This is a genomic window from Ferrovibrio terrae (assembly GCF_943371255.1).
Taxonomy (GTDB): Bacteria; Pseudomonadota; Alphaproteobacteria; order Ferrovibrionales; family Ferrovibrionaceae; genus Ferrovibrio; species Ferrovibrio terrae_B.
The window spans coordinates 1-20135 of the sequence record NZ_CALRUC010000084.1 but is presented as its reverse complement, the minus strand read 5'-3'; the positions used below and the strand labels follow the sequence as shown (position 1 = coordinate 20135).

General features: G+C 64.0%; 21 protein-coding genes and 1 tRNA gene. 9 read left to right on the top strand and 13 right to left on the bottom strand.

Annotation, left to right across the window (positions count from 1 at the left end):
- The first annotated feature begins 6 nt into the window (after nt 1-6).
- Together secB and AAG799_RS16355 are read left to right on the top strand one after the other, a co-directional pair.
- Nucleotides 7-483, top strand: a complete 477-nt coding sequence (secB, locus tag AAG799_RS16360) for a protein-export chaperone SecB (RefSeq protein ID WP_341897737.1) — start codon at nt 7-9, stop codon at nt 481-483.
- A 123-nt stretch (nt 484-606) separates the two neighbouring features.
- On the top strand, nt 607-1146 hold the full coding sequence (locus AAG799_RS16355; RefSeq protein ID WP_341897736.1) for a PAS domain-containing protein: 540 nt from the start codon (nt 607-609) through the stop codon (nt 1144-1146).
- Here AAG799_RS16355 and AAG799_RS16350 read toward each other — a convergent pair.
- From AAG799_RS16350 to AAG799_RS16315, 8 genes are all read right to left on the bottom strand, one after another.
- Nucleotides 1143-3290, bottom strand: coding sequence for an ATP-binding protein (locus AAG799_RS16350; RefSeq protein WP_341897735.1), 2148 nt, complete (start codon nt 3288-3290; stop codon nt 1143-1145). The genes AAG799_RS16355 and AAG799_RS16350 overlap by 4 nt on opposite strands.
- A 126-nt stretch (nt 3291-3416) precedes the next feature.
- Nucleotides 3417-4103 (bottom strand): DNA polymerase III subunit epsilon, encoded by a 687-nt coding sequence (gene dnaQ / locus AAG799_RS16345; protein WP_341897734.1) that lies wholly within the window; start codon nt 4101-4103, stop codon nt 3417-3419.
- Nucleotides 4103-4705 (bottom strand): dephospho-CoA kinase, encoded by a 603-nt coding sequence (gene coaE, locus AAG799_RS16340; RefSeq protein ID WP_341897733.1) that lies wholly within the window; start codon nt 4703-4705, stop codon nt 4103-4105. Before coaE ends, dnaQ begins: the two co-directional genes overlap by 1 nt.
- A gap of 22 nt (nt 4706-4727) precedes the next feature.
- On the bottom strand, nt 4728-5105 hold the full coding sequence (locus AAG799_RS16335; protein WP_341897732.1) for a type II toxin-antitoxin system VapC family toxin: 378 nt from the start codon (nt 5103-5105) through the stop codon (nt 4728-4730).
- A complete protein-coding gene (locus AAG799_RS16330; RefSeq protein ID WP_341897731.1) occupies nt 5105-5365 on the bottom strand; it encodes a type II toxin-antitoxin system prevent-host-death family antitoxin in 261 nt (86 codons plus the stop codon). Before AAG799_RS16330 ends, AAG799_RS16335 begins: the two co-directional genes overlap by 1 nt.
- A gap of 60 nt (nt 5366-5425) precedes the next feature.
- Nucleotides 5426-6280, bottom strand: a complete 855-nt coding sequence (locus tag AAG799_RS16325) for a shikimate dehydrogenase (protein ID WP_341897730.1) — start codon at nt 6278-6280, stop codon at nt 5426-5428.
- Between the two features lie 10 nt (nt 6281-6290).
- A complete protein-coding gene (locus AAG799_RS16320; RefSeq protein WP_341897729.1) occupies nt 6291-6884 on the bottom strand; it encodes a Maf family protein in 594 nt (197 codons plus the stop codon).
- Between the two features lie 34 nt (nt 6885-6918).
- Nucleotides 6919-7785: a pyruvate, water dikinase regulatory protein gene (locus AAG799_RS16315; RefSeq protein ID WP_341897728.1), complete on the bottom strand. Its 867-nt coding sequence runs from the start codon at nt 7783-7785 to the stop codon at nt 6919-6921.
- Between the two features lie 395 nt (nt 7786-8180).
- Between AAG799_RS16315 and hemE the strand changes: the two genes are divergently transcribed.
- Nucleotides 8181-9266, top strand: a complete 1086-nt coding sequence (gene hemE, locus AAG799_RS16310) for a uroporphyrinogen decarboxylase (protein ID WP_341897727.1) — start codon at nt 8181-8183, stop codon at nt 9264-9266.
- Here hemE and AAG799_RS16305 read toward each other — a convergent pair whose 3' ends face one another.
- Nucleotides 9267-9761 (bottom strand): hypothetical protein, encoded by a 495-nt coding sequence (locus AAG799_RS16305; protein ID WP_341897726.1) that lies wholly within the window; start codon nt 9759-9761, stop codon nt 9267-9269.
- Nucleotides 9762-9911: 150 nt separating this feature from the next.
- Between AAG799_RS16305 and hemH the strand changes: the two genes are divergently transcribed.
- Complete coding sequence (gene hemH / locus AAG799_RS16300) at nt 9912-10949, top strand: ferrochelatase (RefSeq protein ID WP_341897725.1); 1038 nt, start codon at nt 9912-9914, stop codon at nt 10947-10949.
- 92 nt (nt 10950-11041) lie between these two features.
- Here hemH and AAG799_RS16295 read toward each other — a convergent pair whose 3' ends face one another.
- Both AAG799_RS16295 and AAG799_RS16290 read right to left on the bottom strand, forming a co-directional pair.
- Nucleotides 11042-11266, bottom strand: a complete 225-nt coding sequence (locus AAG799_RS16295; RefSeq protein ID WP_341897724.1) for a hypothetical protein — start codon at nt 11264-11266, stop codon at nt 11042-11044.
- Nucleotide 11267: 1 nt separating this feature from the next.
- A complete protein-coding gene (locus AAG799_RS16290; protein WP_341897723.1) occupies nt 11268-11714 on the bottom strand; it encodes a thioesterase family protein in 447 nt (148 codons plus the stop codon).
- Between the two features lie 136 nt (nt 11715-11850).
- Here AAG799_RS16290 and AAG799_RS16285 point away from each other — a divergent pair, with 136 nt between their 5' ends.
- From AAG799_RS16285 to AAG799_RS16270, 4 genes are all read left to right on the top strand, one after another.
- Nucleotides 11851-12408, top strand: a complete 558-nt coding sequence (locus tag AAG799_RS16285; protein WP_341897722.1) for a MarR family winged helix-turn-helix transcriptional regulator — start codon at nt 11851-11853, stop codon at nt 12406-12408.
- Between the two features lie 9 nt (nt 12409-12417).
- Nucleotides 12418-12843, top strand: coding sequence for a protoporphyrinogen oxidase HemJ (hemJ, locus tag AAG799_RS16280; protein ID WP_341897721.1), 426 nt, complete (start codon nt 12418-12420; stop codon nt 12841-12843).
- Between the two features lie 232 nt (nt 12844-13075).
- A complete protein-coding gene (locus AAG799_RS16275; RefSeq protein ID WP_341897720.1) occupies nt 13076-14284 on the top strand; it encodes an efflux RND transporter periplasmic adaptor subunit in 1209 nt (402 codons plus the stop codon).
- Between the two features lie 51 nt (nt 14285-14335).
- Nucleotides 14336-17515: a multidrug efflux RND transporter permease subunit gene (locus tag AAG799_RS16270; protein ID WP_341897719.1), complete on the top strand. Its 3180-nt coding sequence runs from the start codon at nt 14336-14338 to the stop codon at nt 17513-17515.
- A gap of 81 nt (nt 17516-17596) precedes the next feature.
- On the opposite strand, the gene AAG799_RS16265 is transcribed toward AAG799_RS16270, so the two are convergent.
- Nucleotides 17597-18814: an adenylate/guanylate cyclase domain-containing protein gene (locus AAG799_RS16265; protein WP_341897718.1), complete on the bottom strand. Its 1218-nt coding sequence runs from the start codon at nt 18812-18814 to the stop codon at nt 17597-17599.
- An 89-nt stretch (nt 18815-18903) separates the two neighbouring features.
- Entirely contained in the window at nt 18904-19950 is a 1047-nt protein-coding gene (locus AAG799_RS16260; RefSeq protein ID WP_341897717.1) for a DUF2332 family protein, read from the bottom strand.
- 97 nt (nt 19951-20047) lie between these two features.
- On the opposite strand from AAG799_RS16260, the gene AAG799_RS16255 reads away from it, so the two are divergent.
- Nucleotides 20048-20134: transfer RNA gene (locus AAG799_RS16255), tRNA-Leu, on the top strand.
- Nucleotide 20135: the final 1 nt, after the last annotated feature.

Sequence of the window (20135 nt, the reverse complement as noted above, 5' to 3'; positions counted from 1 at the left end):
GCCGCCATGACCGATACCGCCAATCCGCCGCCGGGTTTCGACCCCAACAGCGCACCGCATTTCGGCCTGAGCGCGCAATACACCAAGGATCTGTCGTTTGAGCATCCGATGGCGCCGCGCACCTTCAGCATGCAGGGCGCGCCGCAGATCTCGGTGAATGTCGGCACCGCCGCCGAGCGGGTCAATGACACCCTGTTCGAGGTGACGCTGCGCATCCTGTGCGAAGCCAAGCATGGCGAGGAGGTCGCCTTCGTGGTCGACCTGCATTACGCCGGCCTGTTCACGCTGCAGAATATCCCGGCCGAGCATGTCGAACCGCTGCTGCTGGTCGAGGCGCCGCGCCTGCTGTTCCCGTTTGCCCGCCGCATCGTTGCAGACGCGACCCGCGATGGCGGCATGCCGCCGCTGATGCTGGATCCGATCGATTTCGTGCAGCAGTACCAGCGCAGCAAGCAGGCCGAGGGACAGGCCGGCACTGCCTAGGTGCCCGCCCGATCGGTGCCGGGCGCAAGCCCGGTTTTCCTTGCCATCCCCCTTGGCCGGTTGCAAGCTGAGGCCCCTGTGTTAGCCGGCGGATCGGTCTGGGGATCGGGTGAGCAAGTCGCTGTGAGCAAGTCACTGGACGACGAAATCAGCAGTTCGACCTATCCGCGCCTGCTCGGCACTGCGTGTCTGGATCAGTGTTCGCCGGCGATCCGCCGCATCTGGGAGTACTGGAACGGCTTGCGCGGAACGCGGCAGATGCCGGCGCGAAAAGACATCGATCCGCTGGATATCGCCGCCGACCTCCTGCCCGGCATCCTGCTCACCGAAGTGCTGCAGGCGCCGCCCTGGCTGCGCTATCGCCTGGTGGGCACGGCACAGGTTGCGTTGCGCGGTCGCGACCCCACCGGCCAGCCGGTGCAGGGCAATTACATGGGCGCCCATCTGGGCATTGCCGGCGACGATGTGATGCTGAACTACCGCATCGTCATCGAGAAACGCATCCCGGTCTACACCTACAATCCGGTGGCCGGCGCGTTGCCGGGCGGCGGATCGCTGCGGCAGGTTCCCTTGCGGGCCAACAGCTCGCTGCTGATGCCGCTGTCGAGTGACAACAGCAGGGTCGACATGGTGTTCTGTTTCAGCGAGCTGGAAGCACCCTAGGCCGCCGATGGCGCGGCCACTGCCGATAACGCACTGGCTTCCTTTTCAAGTCCGATAGCGCGCAGCAACCTGTCCAGCTCGACTGGTTTGGCCACCACCGCATCGAAGCCGGCAACCTCATAGCGCGCCAGCGCTTCGGGCACCACATCGGCAGTCAGTGCGATGATGCGCTGGTCACGGCCATGCTGCAGGTTGCGCAGGCGATGATGGGTTTCGATGCCGTCCATCTCCGGCATGTGGATATCCAGCAGCACGACATCGAAGGGCTGCGTAGCCGCCAGGCTGAGCGCCTCAATCCCGCCTTCGGCCAGCACCAGCGTCTTGCAAAAGGGTGACAGCAGGGTTTCGACAATGCGGCGGTTGACGTGATTGTCATCGACGCAAAGCACGCGCGGCGGCCCGGGCGGCAGAGGCTGCAGCGCCGGCAGCGTGCTGTCATAGGATTCGCCGTCTTCGGCCAGTTCGATCGGAATCTCGATCCAGAACAGCGCGCCGCGGCCCTGCTGGCTGTCACAGCCGATCTCGCCGCCCAGCAGATGGCAGAGCCGGCGGCAGATGGCCAGGCCAAGCCCGGTGCCGCCAAAGCGGCGCGAGATCGAGCCGTCTTCCTGGGCGAAGCGTTCGAAGATGCTGGCCTGTGCCGCGGCAGAGATGCCGGGGCCGGTATCCTCGATCTCGAAGCGCACACCGGCAACATCATTGGCCAGCCGAGCCGGCTTGACGCGCAGGATGACATGGCCGGTCGTGGTGAATTTCACCGCATTGCCGATCAGGTTGACCAGGATCTGGCGCAGCCGCATCGGATCGCTTTCGATGCCGGGGGGCAATGCCGGATCGATCTCGGTGCGGAAGTCGAGTTTTTTCTGGGCGCAGGCCGAGGAAAACAGCGCCAACATGGAATCCACCAGCACGCGCAGGCGGATCGCACTGGGCGAGACCTTGAGCTTGCCGGCTTCGAGCCGCGAATAGTCGAGGATGTCGTTGATGATGCCCAGCAGGCCTTCCGCCGATTCACGGATCACACCGACATAGTCGCGCGCCGTGTCATCGAGCGGCAGCCCTTCAAGCGCCTGGGCCATGCCCAGCACGCCGTTCATCGGCGTGCGGATCTCATGGCTCATGGTGGCGAGGAATTCGCTTTTCACCGTCGCCAGCCTTTCGGCCCGTGCGGTCTGATCCTGCAGATCGTTGTTCAGCATGGCCAGGGTGCGGGCCTTGCGCTCGCGATCCGCCAGCATGTCCATCGCTACCAATGTCGCGATGATGCCGCTGAGCAGGATCACGCCCGAAATCACGCTGATGATGGTGGCCAATGAACTCCAGTTGGCGATGCCCTTGTCGAGCGGCCGCGAGGTGGAGAGTATCAGCTGGCCATCGAACAGCCGGCGCACGGCGACAATGCGCAGCTCGCCGGTGAAGGGATTGTCATAGACACCGCTATGGGCATCCTGGCCGCTGGCAACGAAGCCCTCATAGGCTGACACCTGGGACTGCGATTTGCCAATCTCGTCCTCACGCCAGGGCGAGCGCGCGATCATCGTGAAATCGCGGCTGAGCAGGGTGACGTAATCGCCCGGTGCCACCACCTTCTCGAAGGCCTGCGCATAGGCGTAAGGATCGATGATGGCGCCGACCACGCCCTTGAACTGGCCATTGCGGTCGCGCACGGCCATGCTGAGGTTGAGCTGCCAGCGCTGGTCGACTGTGTTCAGGCTCGGCCCGGCAAACAAAAACCGTTCAGTGGGATTGTCGCGCAGATGTAAAAAGGTTTCGCTTCCGGACACGTTATAGGGCCGGACCGGAAACGAGCGCGAGGAATATACGCCATCGCCCCTGGCATCGACGGCGCCCAGAATCCGCACATAGGCGAGCTGCTGTTCCATCTGCCGCAGATGCCGGTGCATCTTGGCCTCGTCGTCGCCGTCGATCTGCCATAGCAGTTCGATCTGCCCGAGCACGAAGCGCACGCTCTGCAGTGAATTCTCGATCTCCTGGGCGCGGATTTCGCCCTGGCGTTCCAGATCGCCGATTTCTTCTGCAATCGCAGCCTGGCGCAGCGTGGTGTAGACATAGTGATTGAGCCCGGCCAGCGGCAGGAGGATGGCGCAGATCACGAGCGCGACAAAAAGGTACTTACGACGCATCCGATGGTCTCAGGCGATCTCGGGTCGGCTCAGTCCGTGTTTCGGACCGCAGACTAAATCGCCGTCCCAGCCTGACGGCATAGGATTGCAAATAGGTTATCGGAAAATTAGTCCGGCTAGCCGGGCCTAGTCGCCCCGCAGCCAGACGGCGTCCTTCAGCTTAGCGACAAAGGCAGCATGGGCGGCCTGTTCGGCCTCGCTGGCCTGATGCGGACGCGGCGGCCGGGCCGGGCCGCGCATCTGCGGCGCCGCCACCAGGCTGTCGCCGGCTTCGCTGCCGGCCAGGCCCAGGCCCTGCTGCCGACCGCCGATCAGCTCGAGATAGACCTCCGCGAGCAATTCCGCGTCGAGCAGCGCGCCATGCTTGATACGTGCCGAATTGTCGATGTTGAAGCGTTTGCACAGCGCATCCAGGCTGACCTGGGCGCCGGGGAATTTGCCGCGCGCCAGCCGCACCGTGTCGATGGCACGCTCCATGGCGATATGCGGAAAGCCATCCAGCCGTGCCAGTTCGGCATTCAGGAAGCTGAGATCGAAGGCCGCATTGTGAATCACCAGCATGTCCTCGCCGATGAAATCGCAGAACTCGCGCGCCACGGTGGCGAAGAGCGGCTTGTCCTTGAGAAACTCATCCGACAGGCCGTGCACCTTGAAGGCGTCTTCCGGCATCGCCCGCTCGGGATTCACATAGACATGGTAATGCCGGCCGGTCGGGATGTGATTGACCAGCTCGATGCAGCCGATCTCGACCAGGCGGTCGCCTTCATTGGCCTTGAAGCCGGTGGTTTCGGTATCGAGAACAATTTCGCGCATCAGCTGCTTCCCGCCTTTTGGCGCAAGGTGGCGATCAGCGCCTCGACCTGCTGTTCGGTCTCGGCCAGGCTGACGCCGGTATCGATGATGTAATCCGCCCGCGCGCGTTTTTCCGCATCGGGCATCTGGTTGGACAGGATGCCGGCGAGTTTTTCGGCACTCATGCCGGGCCGCGCCAGCGCGCGGTCGCGCTGCATCGCCTCGGGTGCGCTCACCACGACAATGGCGTCCAGTGTTTTTGCGCTGCCGCCTTCCAGCAGCATCTGGATTTCCAGCACCACCATCGCCTCGCCGCGCTGTTCGGCCTGGCTGAGAAAATCCTCGCGCAGACGTGCCACCAGCGGATGCACGATGGCTTCGAGTTTCTTGATCTCGGCCGGCTTGCCGACCACCAGTGCGGAGAGCGCCGGCCGGTCGATGGCGCCGTCCTTCACCGCACCGGGGAAGGCGGCGCCCACCGGTGCCACCGCCGCACCGCCATGCGCGTATAGCTGATGCACGGCGGCATCGGCATCGAAAACCGGGATGCCACGGGCGGCGAACATTTTCGCCACCGTGGTCTTGCCCATGCCGATGGAACCGGTGAGGCCGATTTTCAGCATGGCTGTCTCATGGCGCCGATCTTCATGCTGGAATCACCGCGACGTCGTATTCGGCGAGTTGCCTGTCGCGGGTAACCAGAACCAGATTCTCAATCCGTGCCTGTGCGACCAGAATGCGGTCGAACGGATCACCGTGCAGCTGGGGCAGGCGCGAGACCTCGCGGGCATGCTCCGGCTGGATTGGCATGAGGGTGGCGCCCATGCGCGACAGATAATCCTCCCAGTCGAGGCCGGCGGTCAGCTTGCCGGTGGCAACCTTGATGCCGATTTCCCACAGGCTGGCGACGCTGACGAACAGGTCGTTCGCGTCATCGGCCAGCATGTCGCGGGTGGCCGGCGCCAGCAGATCGAGATCGTTCAGGGCCCAGAGGAAAGCATTGGTGTCGAGCAGCAGTCGCACTAAACGTCGCCTTCGGGGAAAATCCTGCTGGCAAGGAAATCACGCTCGATCTCGGCATCCGCCTGATCATAGTCCGGCGCAAAGTGGATCTGGCCTTTCAGGAAACCGAACTGACGTTTTGGTTTGCCCGATTTCAGCATCGGCGTCAGTGTCACGGCCGGTTTTCCGGCACGCGAAATCACGACAGTCTCACCACGCTCTGCCGCTTCGATGAGTTTTGAAAGATTCGTCTTCGCTTCGTGAATATTGGCTTTAATCATTGGCTTAGCCTTAGCTTAGCTAATCTAGAGAAGTTAGCTTAGCTAAGTTAGCTAACTCAATCAAGCCAGAACAGCGCCGCGCAGTTCCGAGGTGACCGCCGGCGCCACCCCGAACCAGGCCTCGAAGCCCGGGCGCCCCTGATGCAGCAACATGCCCAGGCCATCCACCACCGGGTTGCCGCGGGCGCGGGCGCGGGCCAGCAGGTCGGTTTCCAGCGGGCTGTAGACGATGTCGTTGACCAGGGCATCGGCCGGCAGATCGTCGAGCGCGAGATCCAGCGCCGGCTGGCCGGCCATCCCTAAGCTGGTGGTGTTGACCAGCAGGCTGGCGCCGCCGAGCGCACCGGCGCGTTCGTCCCAGTCCGCCGGGATGATCCGGGGGCCGAATTCGGCAGCCAGTGCATCGGCCTTGTCGCGGCTGCGGTTGAGCAGGCGGATTTCCGGCACGCCGGCATCGAGCAGGGCGACGATGATCGCCCGCGCGGCGCCGCCGGCGCCCAGCAGGGCGGCCGGGCCCGCCGTGGCGCTCCAGCCGGCCGGTGCATCCATGTTCAGGTTTTCGAGGAAACCGAAGGCATCGGTGTTGCTGCCATGCAGGCTGCCGTCAGGCTGCACGGTGATGGTGTTGACCGCACCGATGCGACGGGCCACCGGGTCGACCTGCGCCAGATAGGGCAGCACGGCAACCTTGTGCGGAATGGTGACATTGATGCCGCGAAATCCCGGTTCCTTCGGCAGATCGGTCATGAAGGCGGCCAGGTCTTCGGGCGGCACCGGCAGCTTGTCATAGCGGCCGCTGAGCCCGTGCTGCTGCAGCCAGAAGCCATGCAGCTTCGGCGAGCGCGAATGATCGACCGGCCAGCCGATCACGCCGGCGCGCGGGATGATGTCGTCTTCGGTGTCGAAGGCACTCATGCGCCCATACTCATGAACGGAGCACCCTGTTCTCGCGCAGGATGTCGAGCAGCGGCAGCATGGGCAGGCCGAGAATGGAAAAGAAATCGCCCTGGATGCGGCTGAACAGCTGCACACCCAGCCCTTCGAGCTGGTAACAGCCGACACTGTAGAGAACGTCATCGCCGGCCTGCGCCAGATAGGCGTCGAGGAAGGCATCGGAGAAATCGCGCATGGTCAGTCTGGCGCTTTCGACATGGCGCCAGATCACACTGCCGCCGCGCGCCAGCACCACGGCGCTGACCAGCTCATGGGTCTTGCCGCGCAAGCTGAGCAGCTGGTCGCGCGCCGCCGCCTGTGTTGCCGGCTTGTCGTACCAGACTCCGCCACACTCCAGCATGGAGTCGGCGGCGATGATGAAATCCTGCGAGGCACCATGGCTGACGCGCTGGGCCTTCAACTCGGCCAATGCCGTGGCGGCATCGCGCAGGCTGGCGCCTTCGGCCTTCAGGCTGTGCTTGATTTCCTCTTCATCGACGCGCGCCGGCACGATGTCGAAATCGAGCCCGGCGGCCCGCAGCATGGCCGCGCGGGAGGCGCTGGCCGAGGCCAGAATCAGGCTCATGAGACTCTACTCGCGATTATATTCACCGGCACACTCACTGACCCGACTCCTCGAGACCAAGCTCCTGCTGCTTGCGCTGTTCCTCGCGCCTTGTGTGCAGGTTCAGGATCGCCGCCGCGGTTTCCTCGATCGAGCGCCGCGTCACGTCGATGATTGGCCAGTTATGCTTGGTGCAGAGCTTGCGCGCGATGGTGAGTTCTTCCTTCACGCGCTCGTCGTCCACATAGGCGGTCTCAGTCGTTTGGTTCATCGAGATCAGGCGGCTGCGGCGGATCGAGACCAGGCGGTCGGGCGAGGTGGTGAGGCCGACCACCAGGGGCTTTTTCAGCGTCTCGACCTCGGGCGGGATGATCAGGCCCGGCACGATCGGCACATTGGCAGTTTTGAAGCCGCGGTTCGCAAGATAGATGGAGGTCGGAGTTTTCGAGGTGCGCGACACGCCGACCAGCACGATATCGGCCTTGTCGAGGTCTTCCAGATGCTGCCCGTCGTCATGGGCGATGGTGTAATGCATCGCATCGATGCGGTGGAAATATTCCGCATCCATTTCATGCTGGCGGCCAGGCAGGTTGACTGCCTTCTCGCCGAGATATTTGCCAAAGGCCATGATCACCGGATCGAGCACCGGCACGATCGGCAGCTTGGCCTTGGCGCAGCCCTTGATCAGGATCTCGCGCAATTCCTGGTCGACGATGGTGAACAGCACCAGCCCGCCCATGGCGGCGATGGCTTCCACCACGCGCTCCATCTGCAACGGCTTGCGCACCAGCGCCCAGGTATGGGTTTCCACCTCTTCCTGCGACTTCTGAAACTGCACCAACGCCGCCTTGGCGACCGATTTCAGGGTCTCGCCGGTGGCGTCGGAAACCAGATGGATATGCGGCCGGGTGGTTTTCGGCATCAGTCTCGCGCGCGGTGGATTATGGGGATAAAGCGCATAAGGCGGGGGTTTTCCCCAATGGCCTCAATTTCATGCCCGGAAGCAGGATTCCATGCAACCGGCCTGTCACCGCTGGATCAATTTTATGACGCCCCTGTGGAAAGCGGGGAGAATGCGTCATTCCGCCACAATGCTTACCGATCCCCGTTATCCCCATAATCCCCATGGCCGCTTTTTTACGGCGTGAGCCACCTTTCAACCGGCTTATCCCCGTCCAGGCAATTTTACCGACCGGGGCGGGCTGTCGGGATGGAATCCGGGAGCATCGCTGAATTGCCAATTATCCCCGACTCTCACCGCACTACTGCCTCTACTATCTCTTTTAATTTAAATTAAAATAGAAGAGGAATAAGGCCATGAGCCCAATTCCCGCGGCCCCGAGCATGGGGCAACTGGCTACCCAGCCAACCAAACCGTTGTTGCGTACCCTGGCCGGCCTGCCGAGTGCGCGCCCGCCACTGTGGCTGATGCGCCAGGCCGGCCGCTACCTGCCGGAATACCGCCAGACCCGGGCCCAGGCCGGCAGTTTCCTCGATCTTTGCTACAATCCGGAGCTGGCGGCGGAAGTGACGCTGCAGCCGATCCGCCGCTTCGGCTTCGATGCCGCCATCCTGTTCGCCGATATTCTGCTGATTCCGCAGGCGCTGGGCCAGCAGCTGGCCTTCAGGGAAAACGAAGGCCCGGTGCTGGATGCGATCCGCACGGCGGGCGAACTCACCCGCCTGAACCCCGATGGCATCCACAAGACGCTGGGACCGGTCTACGAGGCGGTCGGGCGCATCAAAGCGGAGCTACCCGCCAACTGCACCCTGATAGGCTTTGCCGGGGCTCCCTGGACGGTTGCGACCTATATGCTCGAAGGGCGCGGGTCGAAGGATTTCCCCGCCGCCAAGACCTGGGCCTTTGGCAATCCGGTCGGCCTGGATACCCTGATGGATATCCTGGTCGAGGCCACGATTGCCTATCTGGACCGCCAGGTGCAGGCCGGCGCCGAGGTGGTGCAGCTGTTCGATACCTGGGCCGGGGTGCTGCCGGAACAGGAATTCCGCCGCTTCTGCATTGAACCGGTGCGCCGGATCATCGCCGCGCTGAAAGAGAAATATCCCGCCTTGCCGGTGATCGCGTTTCCGCGCGGTGCCGGAATCCTGTACGAGACCTATGCCCAGGCCACCGGCGCCGATGCGCTGGGGCTGGACTACACTATGCCGCTGGGCTGGACGCGCGATCATCTGTGGTCGAAGACCGTTGTGCAGGGCAATCTCGATCCGCGCCTGCTGGTGGTGGGCGGCTCGGCACTGGCGGAAGGCGTGCATCGCCTGCTCTCCACCTTCAAGGGCCGCGGCCATATCTTCAATCTCGGCCATGGCATCGTGCCGGAAACCCCGGTGCGCCATGTCGAGGAACTGGTGCGGCTGGTGAAGGGCTCGGAAGTCTCAGCCTGATTACATCCGCGCGAGATCCTCGATGGCGGCGGCGACCATGCCGGTGCCGGCCGCAATCATCAGGATATCGCCAGCAACGCGCACGTATTTGTAGCCGGCCGGCGGCACACTGAGACGGACTGTCAGGCTCGGTGGCAGACTGTAATAGATCACATCGGGCGGCAGCGGCCGGCCCATCATCCATTTTTTGGCCTGGCCCGGTGGCAGGCAACCGTTGTTCTTTTTCGCCAGACCGGGCGGGCAGCGGCCATTGCGGCCGAGATCGCCGTAATAGTCGCGGATCACCATGCGGTCGTCGTCGCTGAAATTGAAGTTGATGGTGACACTGTCACCACCGCCGCGACTGCCCTTGCCGCCATGATTCCCATCATGACTGTTGCCTTTCTTGTCATGCGGCGGGTCGGCGAAGGCCGGCAGGGCCATGGCGAGACTGCTGGCGGCAACGGCCAGCGTCAGGACGGCGGCAGCGAGGCGGGTATATCGGATGGCGGGCATGGGATCGGTCCAGGTTGGGCGCCATGATTTGGCAGCAGTGATCCTCTGGAACGATTGCGGCGTATCTTTGTCCCAAAAGGCGCGAGAATCTGGTCGCAACCAGCGGCCGGTTCTTGGCCTGAAGCGGACTCCTGCTTTAAGTCTATACCCATGACCCAGATGACAGCCCCGCAGAAGACAGCCGTTGTACTCTTCAACCTCGGCGGACCGGACAGTCCGCAGGCGGTGCAGCCTTTCCTGTTTAACCTGTTCAACGATCCGGCGATCATCCGGCTGCCCAATCCGTTCCGCTGGCTGCTGGCGAAACTGATCTCCACGCGCCGCGCACCGGTGGCGCAGGAGATCTACGCCAGGATGGGCGGGCGCTCACCGATCCTGCCGCAGACCGAAGCCCAGGCCGCCGCCTTGCAGGCCGCGCTGGGCGAGGGTTTTCGCGTCTTCATCGCCATGCGCTACTGGCATCCGTTTGCCGATGAGACCGCGCGGCAGGTGAAAGCCTGGGGTGCCGACCGCATCGTGCTGTTGCCGCTCTATCCGCAATTCTCCACCACCACCACGGCGTCGTCCTTCACCGACTGGCAGCGGACAGCAGCCAGACTCGGCCTGGCTGTGCCGACAGCGGCGATCGGCTGCTACAATGACGAGCCGGGCTTTGTCGGCGCGCAGACCGCGCTGCTGCGTGAACGGCTGCCGGAAGCCGAAGCCAAGGGCCCGGTGCGGATTCTGTTCTCGGCCCATGGCTTGCCGAAAAAGATCGTCACCGATGGCGATCCCTACCAGCTGCAGGTCGAGCGCAGTGTCGCCGCGATCCGCCAACAGCTGGGCCGCGACGACCTCGATACCCGCATCTGCTATCAGAGCCGCGTTGGCCCGCTGGAATGGATCGGACCTGCGACCGATGCCGAGATCACCCGCGCGGCGCAGGAGAAACGTTCTATCGTTGTCGTACCGGTCGCCTTCGTGTCCGAGCATTCGGAAACCCTGGTCGAGCTGGATATCGAATATGCCGAACTGGCCCATCATAACGGTGCGGCCAGCTATATCCGCGTGCCCACCGTGGGGGCGCAGCCGGCGTTCATCGAGGGTTTGGCGCGGCTGGTGCGTGGCGCCGGCTTTGACGGCCAGACCCGCTGCGGCAGCAGCCAGCCCTGCGGCACCGCCTGGCGCCGATGTGCCTGCGCGGCCTGACGGATAAAACGGTGGCATGCTGTATCTGCCGCGGCTTTATGCTCATCGCGCCGCCTGCTTAAGGCAATCATCGAACCGGCGATGGGCGCGGCTTAGCGCTGCCAGAAAGATTTGTTGACCTCGCGCTGGCGGTCGACATCGCTTAAACCCAGATCGCGCCACGCGAGATTGCCCATCCGCGCCAGTTCCTGCCGTTCTTTCGCCCTCGCGCACCAGCAGCGCAGCAGGGAGAGCAGCGCCGACCAGGACAAGCTGCGCGCGGCTCGGCGCTTCTCGGCCAGGATGGCAGGCGGCAACAGATAGTCGTCACAGGCCATGTCACGCCTCCATCAGCGATCCGGCCGCGGCACCGGCATGGTTTCGGATCGCGACGAGGAACCGAGGCGGCACCGGGATCGGCCGACGGCTTTCCAGACCGACGGCCACATAGGTGATGCGGCCCGCCACCAGCAGCTCGGGCCCGCGCCAGAGCGGGAAAACCAGCTGGAAACTGCTGCGGCCGACACGACCGAGGCGCACGCCGATTTCGAGTGTGTCGTCCAGCCGGGCCGAGGCATGGAAATCCGCCTCGCTGTGTACCGCCAACATGTCGGCGCCATCGCCGGCCAGCCCCTCGCGCAGGGAATAGCCGATCGCCAGCATATAATCGTTCAGGGCGCTGTCGAAAAACGCATAGTAATTCGGATTGAACACGATGTTCTGCGGGTCGAGATCGGCCCAGCGAACGCGGTAGCGGTAAAGGAAGATGTCATCCTGCTTTTGCATCGCAGCCCCAATTATATGCATGAGTTATACATATATATGACGCATGCATATATTTGTCTAGTGTAGTTTATTGCAGGAATTTGCCGTTGACCCTTGGCCTCGCCGGGCTTAAATCCATGTCAGGAGACCAGACATCATGGCGCAGCGCGAAGACACCACCACCAATCTACTGGGCGCGCTCGGTGTCGCGGTCACCGACCATATCCGTGCCGGTATCGATACGGTGGGCGAGCATGGCGGCCAAAGCGGAGCTGCGATCACCACCATCGGGATACTGCCCGGCCTGTCGGTTGGCGAACTGGCCGGTATTCTGGGCCTGACCCATCCGGGCACCGTGCGGCTGGTCGACCGGCTGGTGGCGGACGACCTGGTCGAGAAAACAGCATCGGCGGAAGACGCGCGTGCCCTGGCGTTGCGACTGACGCCGCCGGGCAAGCAGCGCCGGCGTGAAATCCTCAGCCAGCGCAGCAAACGGCTGCAGGGCATGCTGGATGTGCTGAGTGGGGCGGAGCGCAGGCAGTTCGACGCGCTGCTGCGCAAAATTCTCGGTAACCTGCCGGTCAACCGCCAGCAGGCCTATGTGGTTTGCCGGTATTGCGATGCCGGTCCCTGCTTCCGCAACGATTGCCCGGTCGACAATGCCTGCCCGGACGCCGCGACGGATGGGCTTGCGGCCATGACGGGCCGGCGTTAGAGATCAGCCATGCTCTACGAATGGCTGAAAGCCCTGCATATCATCGCCATCATCGCCTGGATGGCCGGCATGCTGTATCTGCCGCGGCTGTTCGTCTATCACGCCGATGCCGAACCGGGCTCGAAGCAATCCGAAACCTTCAAGGTGATGGAACGCCGGCTGCTGAAGGCGATCATCAATCCCGCTATGGGTGCTGCCTGGATTTTCGGCGGCAGCATGGCCTGGCTCGGTCATCACTGGGACCAGCCATGGTTCTGGGCCAAGATTGTACTGGTGCTGGGCATGCAGGCCATCCATGGCAACATGGTGGGCTGGCAGCGCGCTTTTGAAGCAGATCGCAATACGCGCAGCGCGCGGTTCTATCGCATGATCAATGAAATCCCGACCGTGCTGATGATCGGGATCGTGCTGCTGGTGATCCTGAAGCCCTTCTGATCCTGACAACAGATGTCAGTAGTCAGATTGTCGGCCGACAATGTTCCCGTTGCGTGCTATATAACCCGATGGTATTAGGCAGCCAAACCATCTGACAATGCCGTCCGGCAGAGGACATCTCTAAGCTGCCGTTGCGTCAGTGTTTCGTGCGATCTGTCACACAGGATTGGCTTGTCGTCCGTGCGATAGCCGCATACTTCTTCGCGCATGCAAAATAAGCGGGGGTTTCCCAATGTCTTTCGGTAAGTTCCGTCACGGCGCGCTGGCCGTCGTCCTTCTGGCCGGTGTCGGCTCGCTGGCATCCACGGCTTCAGCCCAGATGGGCGGTCCGCCGCCGGTGACCGTCGCCAAGCCGGTCATGCGCCCCATCGTCGAGATGGATGAATATACCGGCCGCTTCGATGCGATGAATTCGGTCGAGATCCGCGCCCGCGTCAGCGGCTATCTCGACACCGTGCATTTCCAGGACGGCGCCACCGTGAACCAGGGCGACCTGCTGTTCACCATCGACCGCCGCACCTATCAGGCCAACTACAACCAGGCCCAGGCGACGCTGAACAACCGGCAGACCGAGTTCGATCTCGCCAAGCTGGAATACGAGCGGTACCAGAAACTGACCCAGACCGGCGCCGCCGCGACCGCGACGCTGGACCAGCGCCGCCAGGCCTTCCTCGCCGCGCAGGCCAATATCTCGGGTGCCCGCGCCGCCGCCGAAACCACCCGCCTGCAGCTCAGCTTCACCGAAGTGCGCTCGCCGATCGCCGGCCGCATCTCGCGCAAGCTGGTGTCGGAAGGCAACCTGGTGCGCGAGAACGAGACCCTGCTGACCACCGTGGTGCAGCTGGCGCCGGTGCATTTCTACTTCGACATCGACGAGCGGTCGTATCTGTCCTACCAGCGCATCGCCAAGCAGGGCGGCCAGAGCAGCAGCGGCGGCAGCAACGGCCGCGGCCTGCCGGTCGCCGTGATGCTGACGGATGAGAAGACTTTCGTGCACACCGGCGTGCTCGACTTCACCGACAACCGTGTCGATACCGCCACCGGCACCATGCGCCTGCGTGCGGTGTTCGAGAACAAGGACCAGTTCCTGACGCCGGGCCTGTTCGGCCGCATCGCCGTGCCGGGCAGCCCGGAATACCAGGCGGTGATGCTGCCTGATGAGGCGATCCTGACCGATCTGGACCGGCGCTATGTCTATGTGGTGGGCGATGGCGGCGCGGTGCAGCAGCGCCCGGTGCGCATCGGCTCGCGCACCGACAACTACCGCATCATCCGCGAGGGCCTGAAGGGCGACGAAACCGTCGTGATCAACGGGCTGCAGCGTGTGCGGCTGGGCGGCGGCAAGGTGACGCCGCAGCCGGTCGAGCTGCCCAAGGTGTGGAACGGCCTGATGGCGCTGCCGCAGCCGGCCGCCCAGGGCGGCCAGCAGGCGCCGAAGTAACGCCGCGCTGCACCAGCCTCCCGCCAGATCCTTTTACGCCGTGAGGGCGCCATGAAATTCGGACATTTCTTCGTCGACCGGCCGATCTTTGCCGCGGTGATCTCCATCGTCACGGTGATCATCGGTGCGATCGCCTTCATCAACCTGCCGGTTTCGGAATATCCCGAAATCGCGCCGCCGCAGATCAATGTCACCGCCAGCTATCCCGGCGCCGATGCCGAGACGCTGGCGCGCACGGTCGCCACGCCGATCGAGCAGGAAATCACCGGCATCGAAAACCTGCTCTACATGTCGTCGTATTCCACCGCCGACGGCCTGATGCAGCTGACCGTCACCTTCAAGCCCGGCACCGATCTGGATACCGCGCAGGTGCAGGTGCAGAATCGCGTCACCATCGCCGAACCGCGTTTACCGGAAGAAGTACGGCGACAGGGCATCACGACGCGCAAGCAGGCCGGCGATTTCCTCATGGTCGTGCATCTGCTCTCGCCCGATAAGCGCTACGACCAGCTCTACATCGCCAACTACATGCAGCTGCGCATCCGCGACCAGCTGCTGCGGCTGGACGGCGTGGGCAATGTCATCATCTTCGGCGGCAGCGAATACGCCATCCGCATCTGGCTCGATCCCAACCGCATGTCGGCCTATGGCCTGTCGGGCGCCGATGTGGTGGCCTCGCTGCAGGCGCAGAATGTGCAGGTCTCGGGCGGCTCGCTCGGCCAGCAGCCCTCGCCCGACAGCAATGCGCTGCAGGCCATCGTCACCACCCAGGGCCGCTTCGAGGATGTGCGGCAGTTCCGCAATGTCATCATCAAGGCCGGCGCCGATGGCCGCCTGGTGCGGCTGGAGGATGTCGCCCGCGTCGAGCTGGGCGCCAAGGATTACAACAGCCGCAGCTATCTCGATGGCCAGACCGCGATTGCCATGGGCGTGTTCCAGCGCCCCGGCACCAATGCGCTCGACACCTCGACCGCCGTGATCAAGCGGATGGACGAGCTGAAGAAGGATTTCCCCGAAGGCCTGGAATACACCGTCATCTACAACCCGACCGAATTCATCGCGGAATCGGTGAACGAAGTGTACAAGACGCTGATCGAGGCGATCATCCTGGTCGCGCTGGTGGTGCTGATCTTCCTGCAGAACTGGCGCGCCTCGCTGATTCCGATCCTGGCGATCCCGGTCTCGCTGGTCGGTACCTTCGCGGTCATGCTGGCCTTCGGCTTCACGCTGAACGTGCTCAGCCTGTTCGGCCTGGTGCTGGCCATCGGCATCGTGGTCGACGACGCCATCGTCGTGGTGGAAAACATCGAGCGCAACATTGCGCTCGGCATGTCACCGCGCGATGCGGCGCATGAAACCATGGACGAGGTCGGCACCGCTGTCGTCGCCATCGCCGTCGTGCTATCGGCGGTGTTCATTCCCACCGCCTTCATCCCCGGCATCACCGGGCAGTTCTACAAGCAGTTCGCCCTCACCATCTCGGTGGCGACGATCCTGTCGGCCTTCAACTCGCTGACCCTGTCGCCGGCGCTGGGTGCCGTGCTGCTGCGCAAGCATGAGCCGGGCCATGAGCCGAAATTCGCCCCGCTGCGCTGGCTGAAAGTCGCCGCCGACAAGTTCAACACCGGCTTCGACAAGACCAGCAACGGTTACGCCAAAAGCGTGGGCAGGATCGTCACCCGCCGCGTGCTGATGCTGGGCGTCTATGGCCTGCTGGTGGCGGCGACCTTCTTCATGTTCCGCACCGTGCCGCAGGGCTTCATTCCGCCGCTGGATCGCGGCTATGCCATCGTCGTCATCCAGTTGCCCGACGGCGCAAGCCTGAGCCGTACCGATGCGGTGACGCAGAAGGCGACCAAGCTGGTCGAGGCTGTGCCGGGCGTGGCGCATGTGGTGGCGATCCCGGGCTTCAATGGCGCGACCTTCACCAACGCCACCAATGCCGCGGTGATGTTCACCACCTTCACGCCATTCCACGAACGCCTGCCGCAGGGCCTGACCGCGACCGCCGTGATCGGCCAGATGATCGGCCGCCTGCAGGGCATCGAGGAAGCCTTCGTCATCGCCGTGCCGCCGCCGGCGGTGCCCGGCATCGGTTCGGGCGGCGGCTTCAAGATGCAGCTGCAGAACCGTGTCGGCGACGATGTGCGTCCGCTGCTGGCTGCCGCCTATCAGATGATGGGCATGGCGATGCAGACCCCGGGCGTGACCGGCGTGTTCACCACCTTCTCGGCCTCCTCGCCGCAGGTGTTCCTGAATATCGACCGCACCAAAGCGCAGATGCTGAACGTGCCGCTGTCCAGCGTGTTCGAGGCGCTGCAGGTCAATCTCGGCTCGGCCTATGTGAATGACTTCAACGCCTTTGGCCGCATCTTCCAGGTGCGCGCCCAGGCCGATGCGCAGTTCCGCCTCAACAAGGAGGATATCTCGCGTCTGAAGGTGCGTTCGGCCACCGGCGACCTGGTGCCGCTGGGCACCCTGGTTGAAATCAAGGAAACCGCCGGCCCCGACCTGCTGCAGCGCTACAACACCTATGTGTCGGTGCCGCTGCAGGGCAACACGCCACCCGGCGTGTCGACCGGGCAGGCGCTCGCCGTGATGGAAGGACTTGCCGCCCAGGTGCTGCAGCCCGGCCAGAGCTTCGAGTGGACCGAAATCGCATTGCAGGAACGCTCGACCGGCAACACCGCCACCTACATCTTCATCCTGGCGGTGGTGTTCGTCTTCCTGGCGCTGGCGGCCCAGTATGAAAGCTGGGTTCTGCCGCTGGCGATCATGCTGATCGTGCCGATGAGCGTGCTGTTCGCGCTGTTCGGTGTCTGGGTCGCCGGCATCGACAACAACGTGCTGGTGCAGATCGGCCTGGTGGTGCTGATCGGCCTGGCGGCGAAGAACGCGATCCTGATCGTGGAATTCGCCCGCCAGCTGGAGGCCGAGGGCAAGTCGGCCGCGGATGCGGTGATCGAGGCCTGCCGCCTGCGCCTGCGCCCCATCCTGATGACGGCGTTTGCCTTCATCCTGGGCGTGCTGCCGCTGGTCACCTCGGTGGGTGCCGGTGCAGAAATGCGCCGTGCGCTCGGCACCGCGGTGTTCTCCGGCATGATCGGCGTCACCCTGGTCGGCCTGTTCCTCACGCCGGTGTTCTATGTGGTGCTGCGCGGCTTTGTGAAGGGCCGCATCGCCAAGCGCCAGGTGCCGCACCAGGAGCAGCCCAATCCTGCTGGTGAATAGGCCAGCCGGCGAGTAACCGGTTGCTGAAACACAAAAGGCCCGGTGTAAAAACCGGGCCTTTTTAGTGTCTGAGAAAGACGTTTACCGGAGCAGCGCCGGATCGAGGGTAAAGAGTTCGGAGGGATTCTCGACGCCGCGCAGGGCAAACCGACCGAGCGAAATCGCATGCTCCTTCAGTCCGCCGGCGGCCGACTTGAAGGCGGCGGAATAGATCGCGCGCTGGTCGACCGAACGCGCCAGGCCGGAAATGCGCGAGAGTTCGTTCACCGCCGGGCCGACCACGGTGAAATCGAGGCGATCCTCGCCGCCGAAATTGCCATACAGCACCTCGCCAACGTGCAATGCGACGGACATATCTGTAACAGGAAGACCGGCATTGGCGCGGCGGTTGCGCACCTCGCGCAGGTCGCGCATGCAGGCCTTGAGCGCCTTCAGCGATTGCATGCAGGCGTTTTCCAGATTGCCGTCGTCGCGGAAGATCGCCAGCACGCCATCGCCGACGAATTTCAGCACCTCGCCGCCATGGGCATGCACCGCCGAGACGGCAGCGCCGGCATAATCGTTCAGCAAAGGCATGATGAGGTCGGGCGATACGGTATCGACCAGGCGGGTGAAGCCGCGCAGGTCGCTGAACCACAGCGCAGCCGTGATGCGCTCGGCTTCGCCGCGGCCGATGGTGCCCGACAGCACGCGCTGGGCGGCATTGCGGCCGAGATAGGTTTCCGCCAGCGTTTCGGCGATGCGGCGCACGCTGGCCGAGCGCACGGCGGCGGCGGCAAACGGGATCAGTGCATTCAGCGTCTCGAGCTGCTTTTCGGTGTAGCCCTCGTCATGCGCCGTGGTCCAGGAGGCATAGATCGAGTCGAGCTGGCCGATGATGGCGCGTTCGCCGAAGCGGGTCATGGTGACGAGGTAATCGGTATAGCCCTGCTCGGCCAGTTCGGTCAGCACCGGGAAGGGATAGTCGCCGTTATGGCCGACCATGCGGAAGCGCAGGTGCGGCTCGCCGTTTTCCTCCAGGTGATAGAACGGGCTCTCGCGCCATTTGCGTTCGCCCTCCATTGTCTTGGAGCGGCCGAATTCATGCAGTGCGACCTGCTCCTGGTCGACATGCCAGGCAAAGATGCGGCCGGCCAGCACCGGATGCAGGGTGTCGGCGCCGAGCAGGGCGCGCTTCACCGGGATGCCGGCCTTGTTCAGATTGAGGCAGAAGTTGCCGAGAATCTCGCCTTCGCTATGGCCGTTCAGCGAGGCATCGGCGATCGAGCGGGCAATATTGGTAAAAACCTGTGGGTCCATGGCGGCAAAGATAAGGCGGCGATGCGCAAAAATCGATGGGGCGGCAGCGTGTTTTCGTCAGCATTGCCAAAGGATCTGTGCAGACGCAATCAATCCTTTTCCCAGCGCACCCAGCGGCCGTGATAGTCACCGACACCGAGTTTTTCGGTGACACCCGCCCGGGCCTCACCGGTCCAGAGCGTGAGGGTCAGTTCGGCGCCGTCCTTTGCCGTGCCCGGCTCGAACCGCAGCCAGGCGAGCGGCGCCGTGGCGGTAACCTGCTTACCGGCCCGCTGCATCAGGGCGGTGATGCGCTGCCGTTCCGCTGCTGCCACATACTGCCAGACGATGGAATGATAGAGCACGAAGACGGCATCCGGCCGGCGGCTGTCCAGCTGCGCGGCGAGGAAATCCGCTGCATGGGCGCGCGTCACCCGGATACCGGCGGTTTCGCCGTGATCGAGCGCTTGGGTCACGCGTTGCAGCCGTTCGGGCTGGTCGGCCCAGATATACGACAGCAGACGCTGACGGTCAGTCGCGCTGGCGGCATCCAGCGGCGCGACATCGCAGCCGGCGCGCGCGACCACCTGCGGCCGGGATTCCGGCGGGCGCGGCCCGCCCCAGCGGCTGTGCAGCGTCAAGGGCGCCGCGGCTGCATCGCCATGCTGCCAGCCGGCATAGTCATAGGCGTAAGTATCCCAGGACAGGTTGAGGCCCGCGCTGGCGCCGATCTCGCAGGTTTGCAGGGCCAGGCCGGGACAGGCCTGCGCGATCTGCAGGAAGCCGCCGAGCAGCACGGCGGAGCGCTGCGGATCGTTGGTCTGCGGCGGGCTTTGCAGATACTGCGCGAGCAGCATGCCGTGCCGTGTCAGCGCGGCATCGAGATCTTCTGCCGTGATCTGGCGCGCCGCGTAACAGGCAGCCAGCAGCGGGTCACCCTCGAGCACGGCGCGATGCAGGGCGCCGGCCAGCCGCAGCGCGAGCGCATCGGCGCGCGCATCCCCGCGCCAGTTCAGGATCGGCGCAGCCCAGGCCGCGCCGGCAGCAAGGCGCTCGACGGCAAGATCGAGCAGGGTGCCGGTAAACGGCGAGCCGAGGGCGCGGCAATACTCCGCCTGATCACGGAAGGCTAGGATGATACTGGTGGGATCGGACATGGCCCATCTTGTCGGCTGCGGTTCGCCAGCGTCCAGCCCTGTATTGCAGCCCGACAATTGACCCCGGCACCCCCTGCCGCGTAGACAGAAGGCGCCTGCCCGCTTGGCGGAATTGGTAGACGCACGGGACTTAAAATCCCGAGGCCGCGAGGCCGTGCCGGTTCGAGTCCGGCAGCGGGCACCAG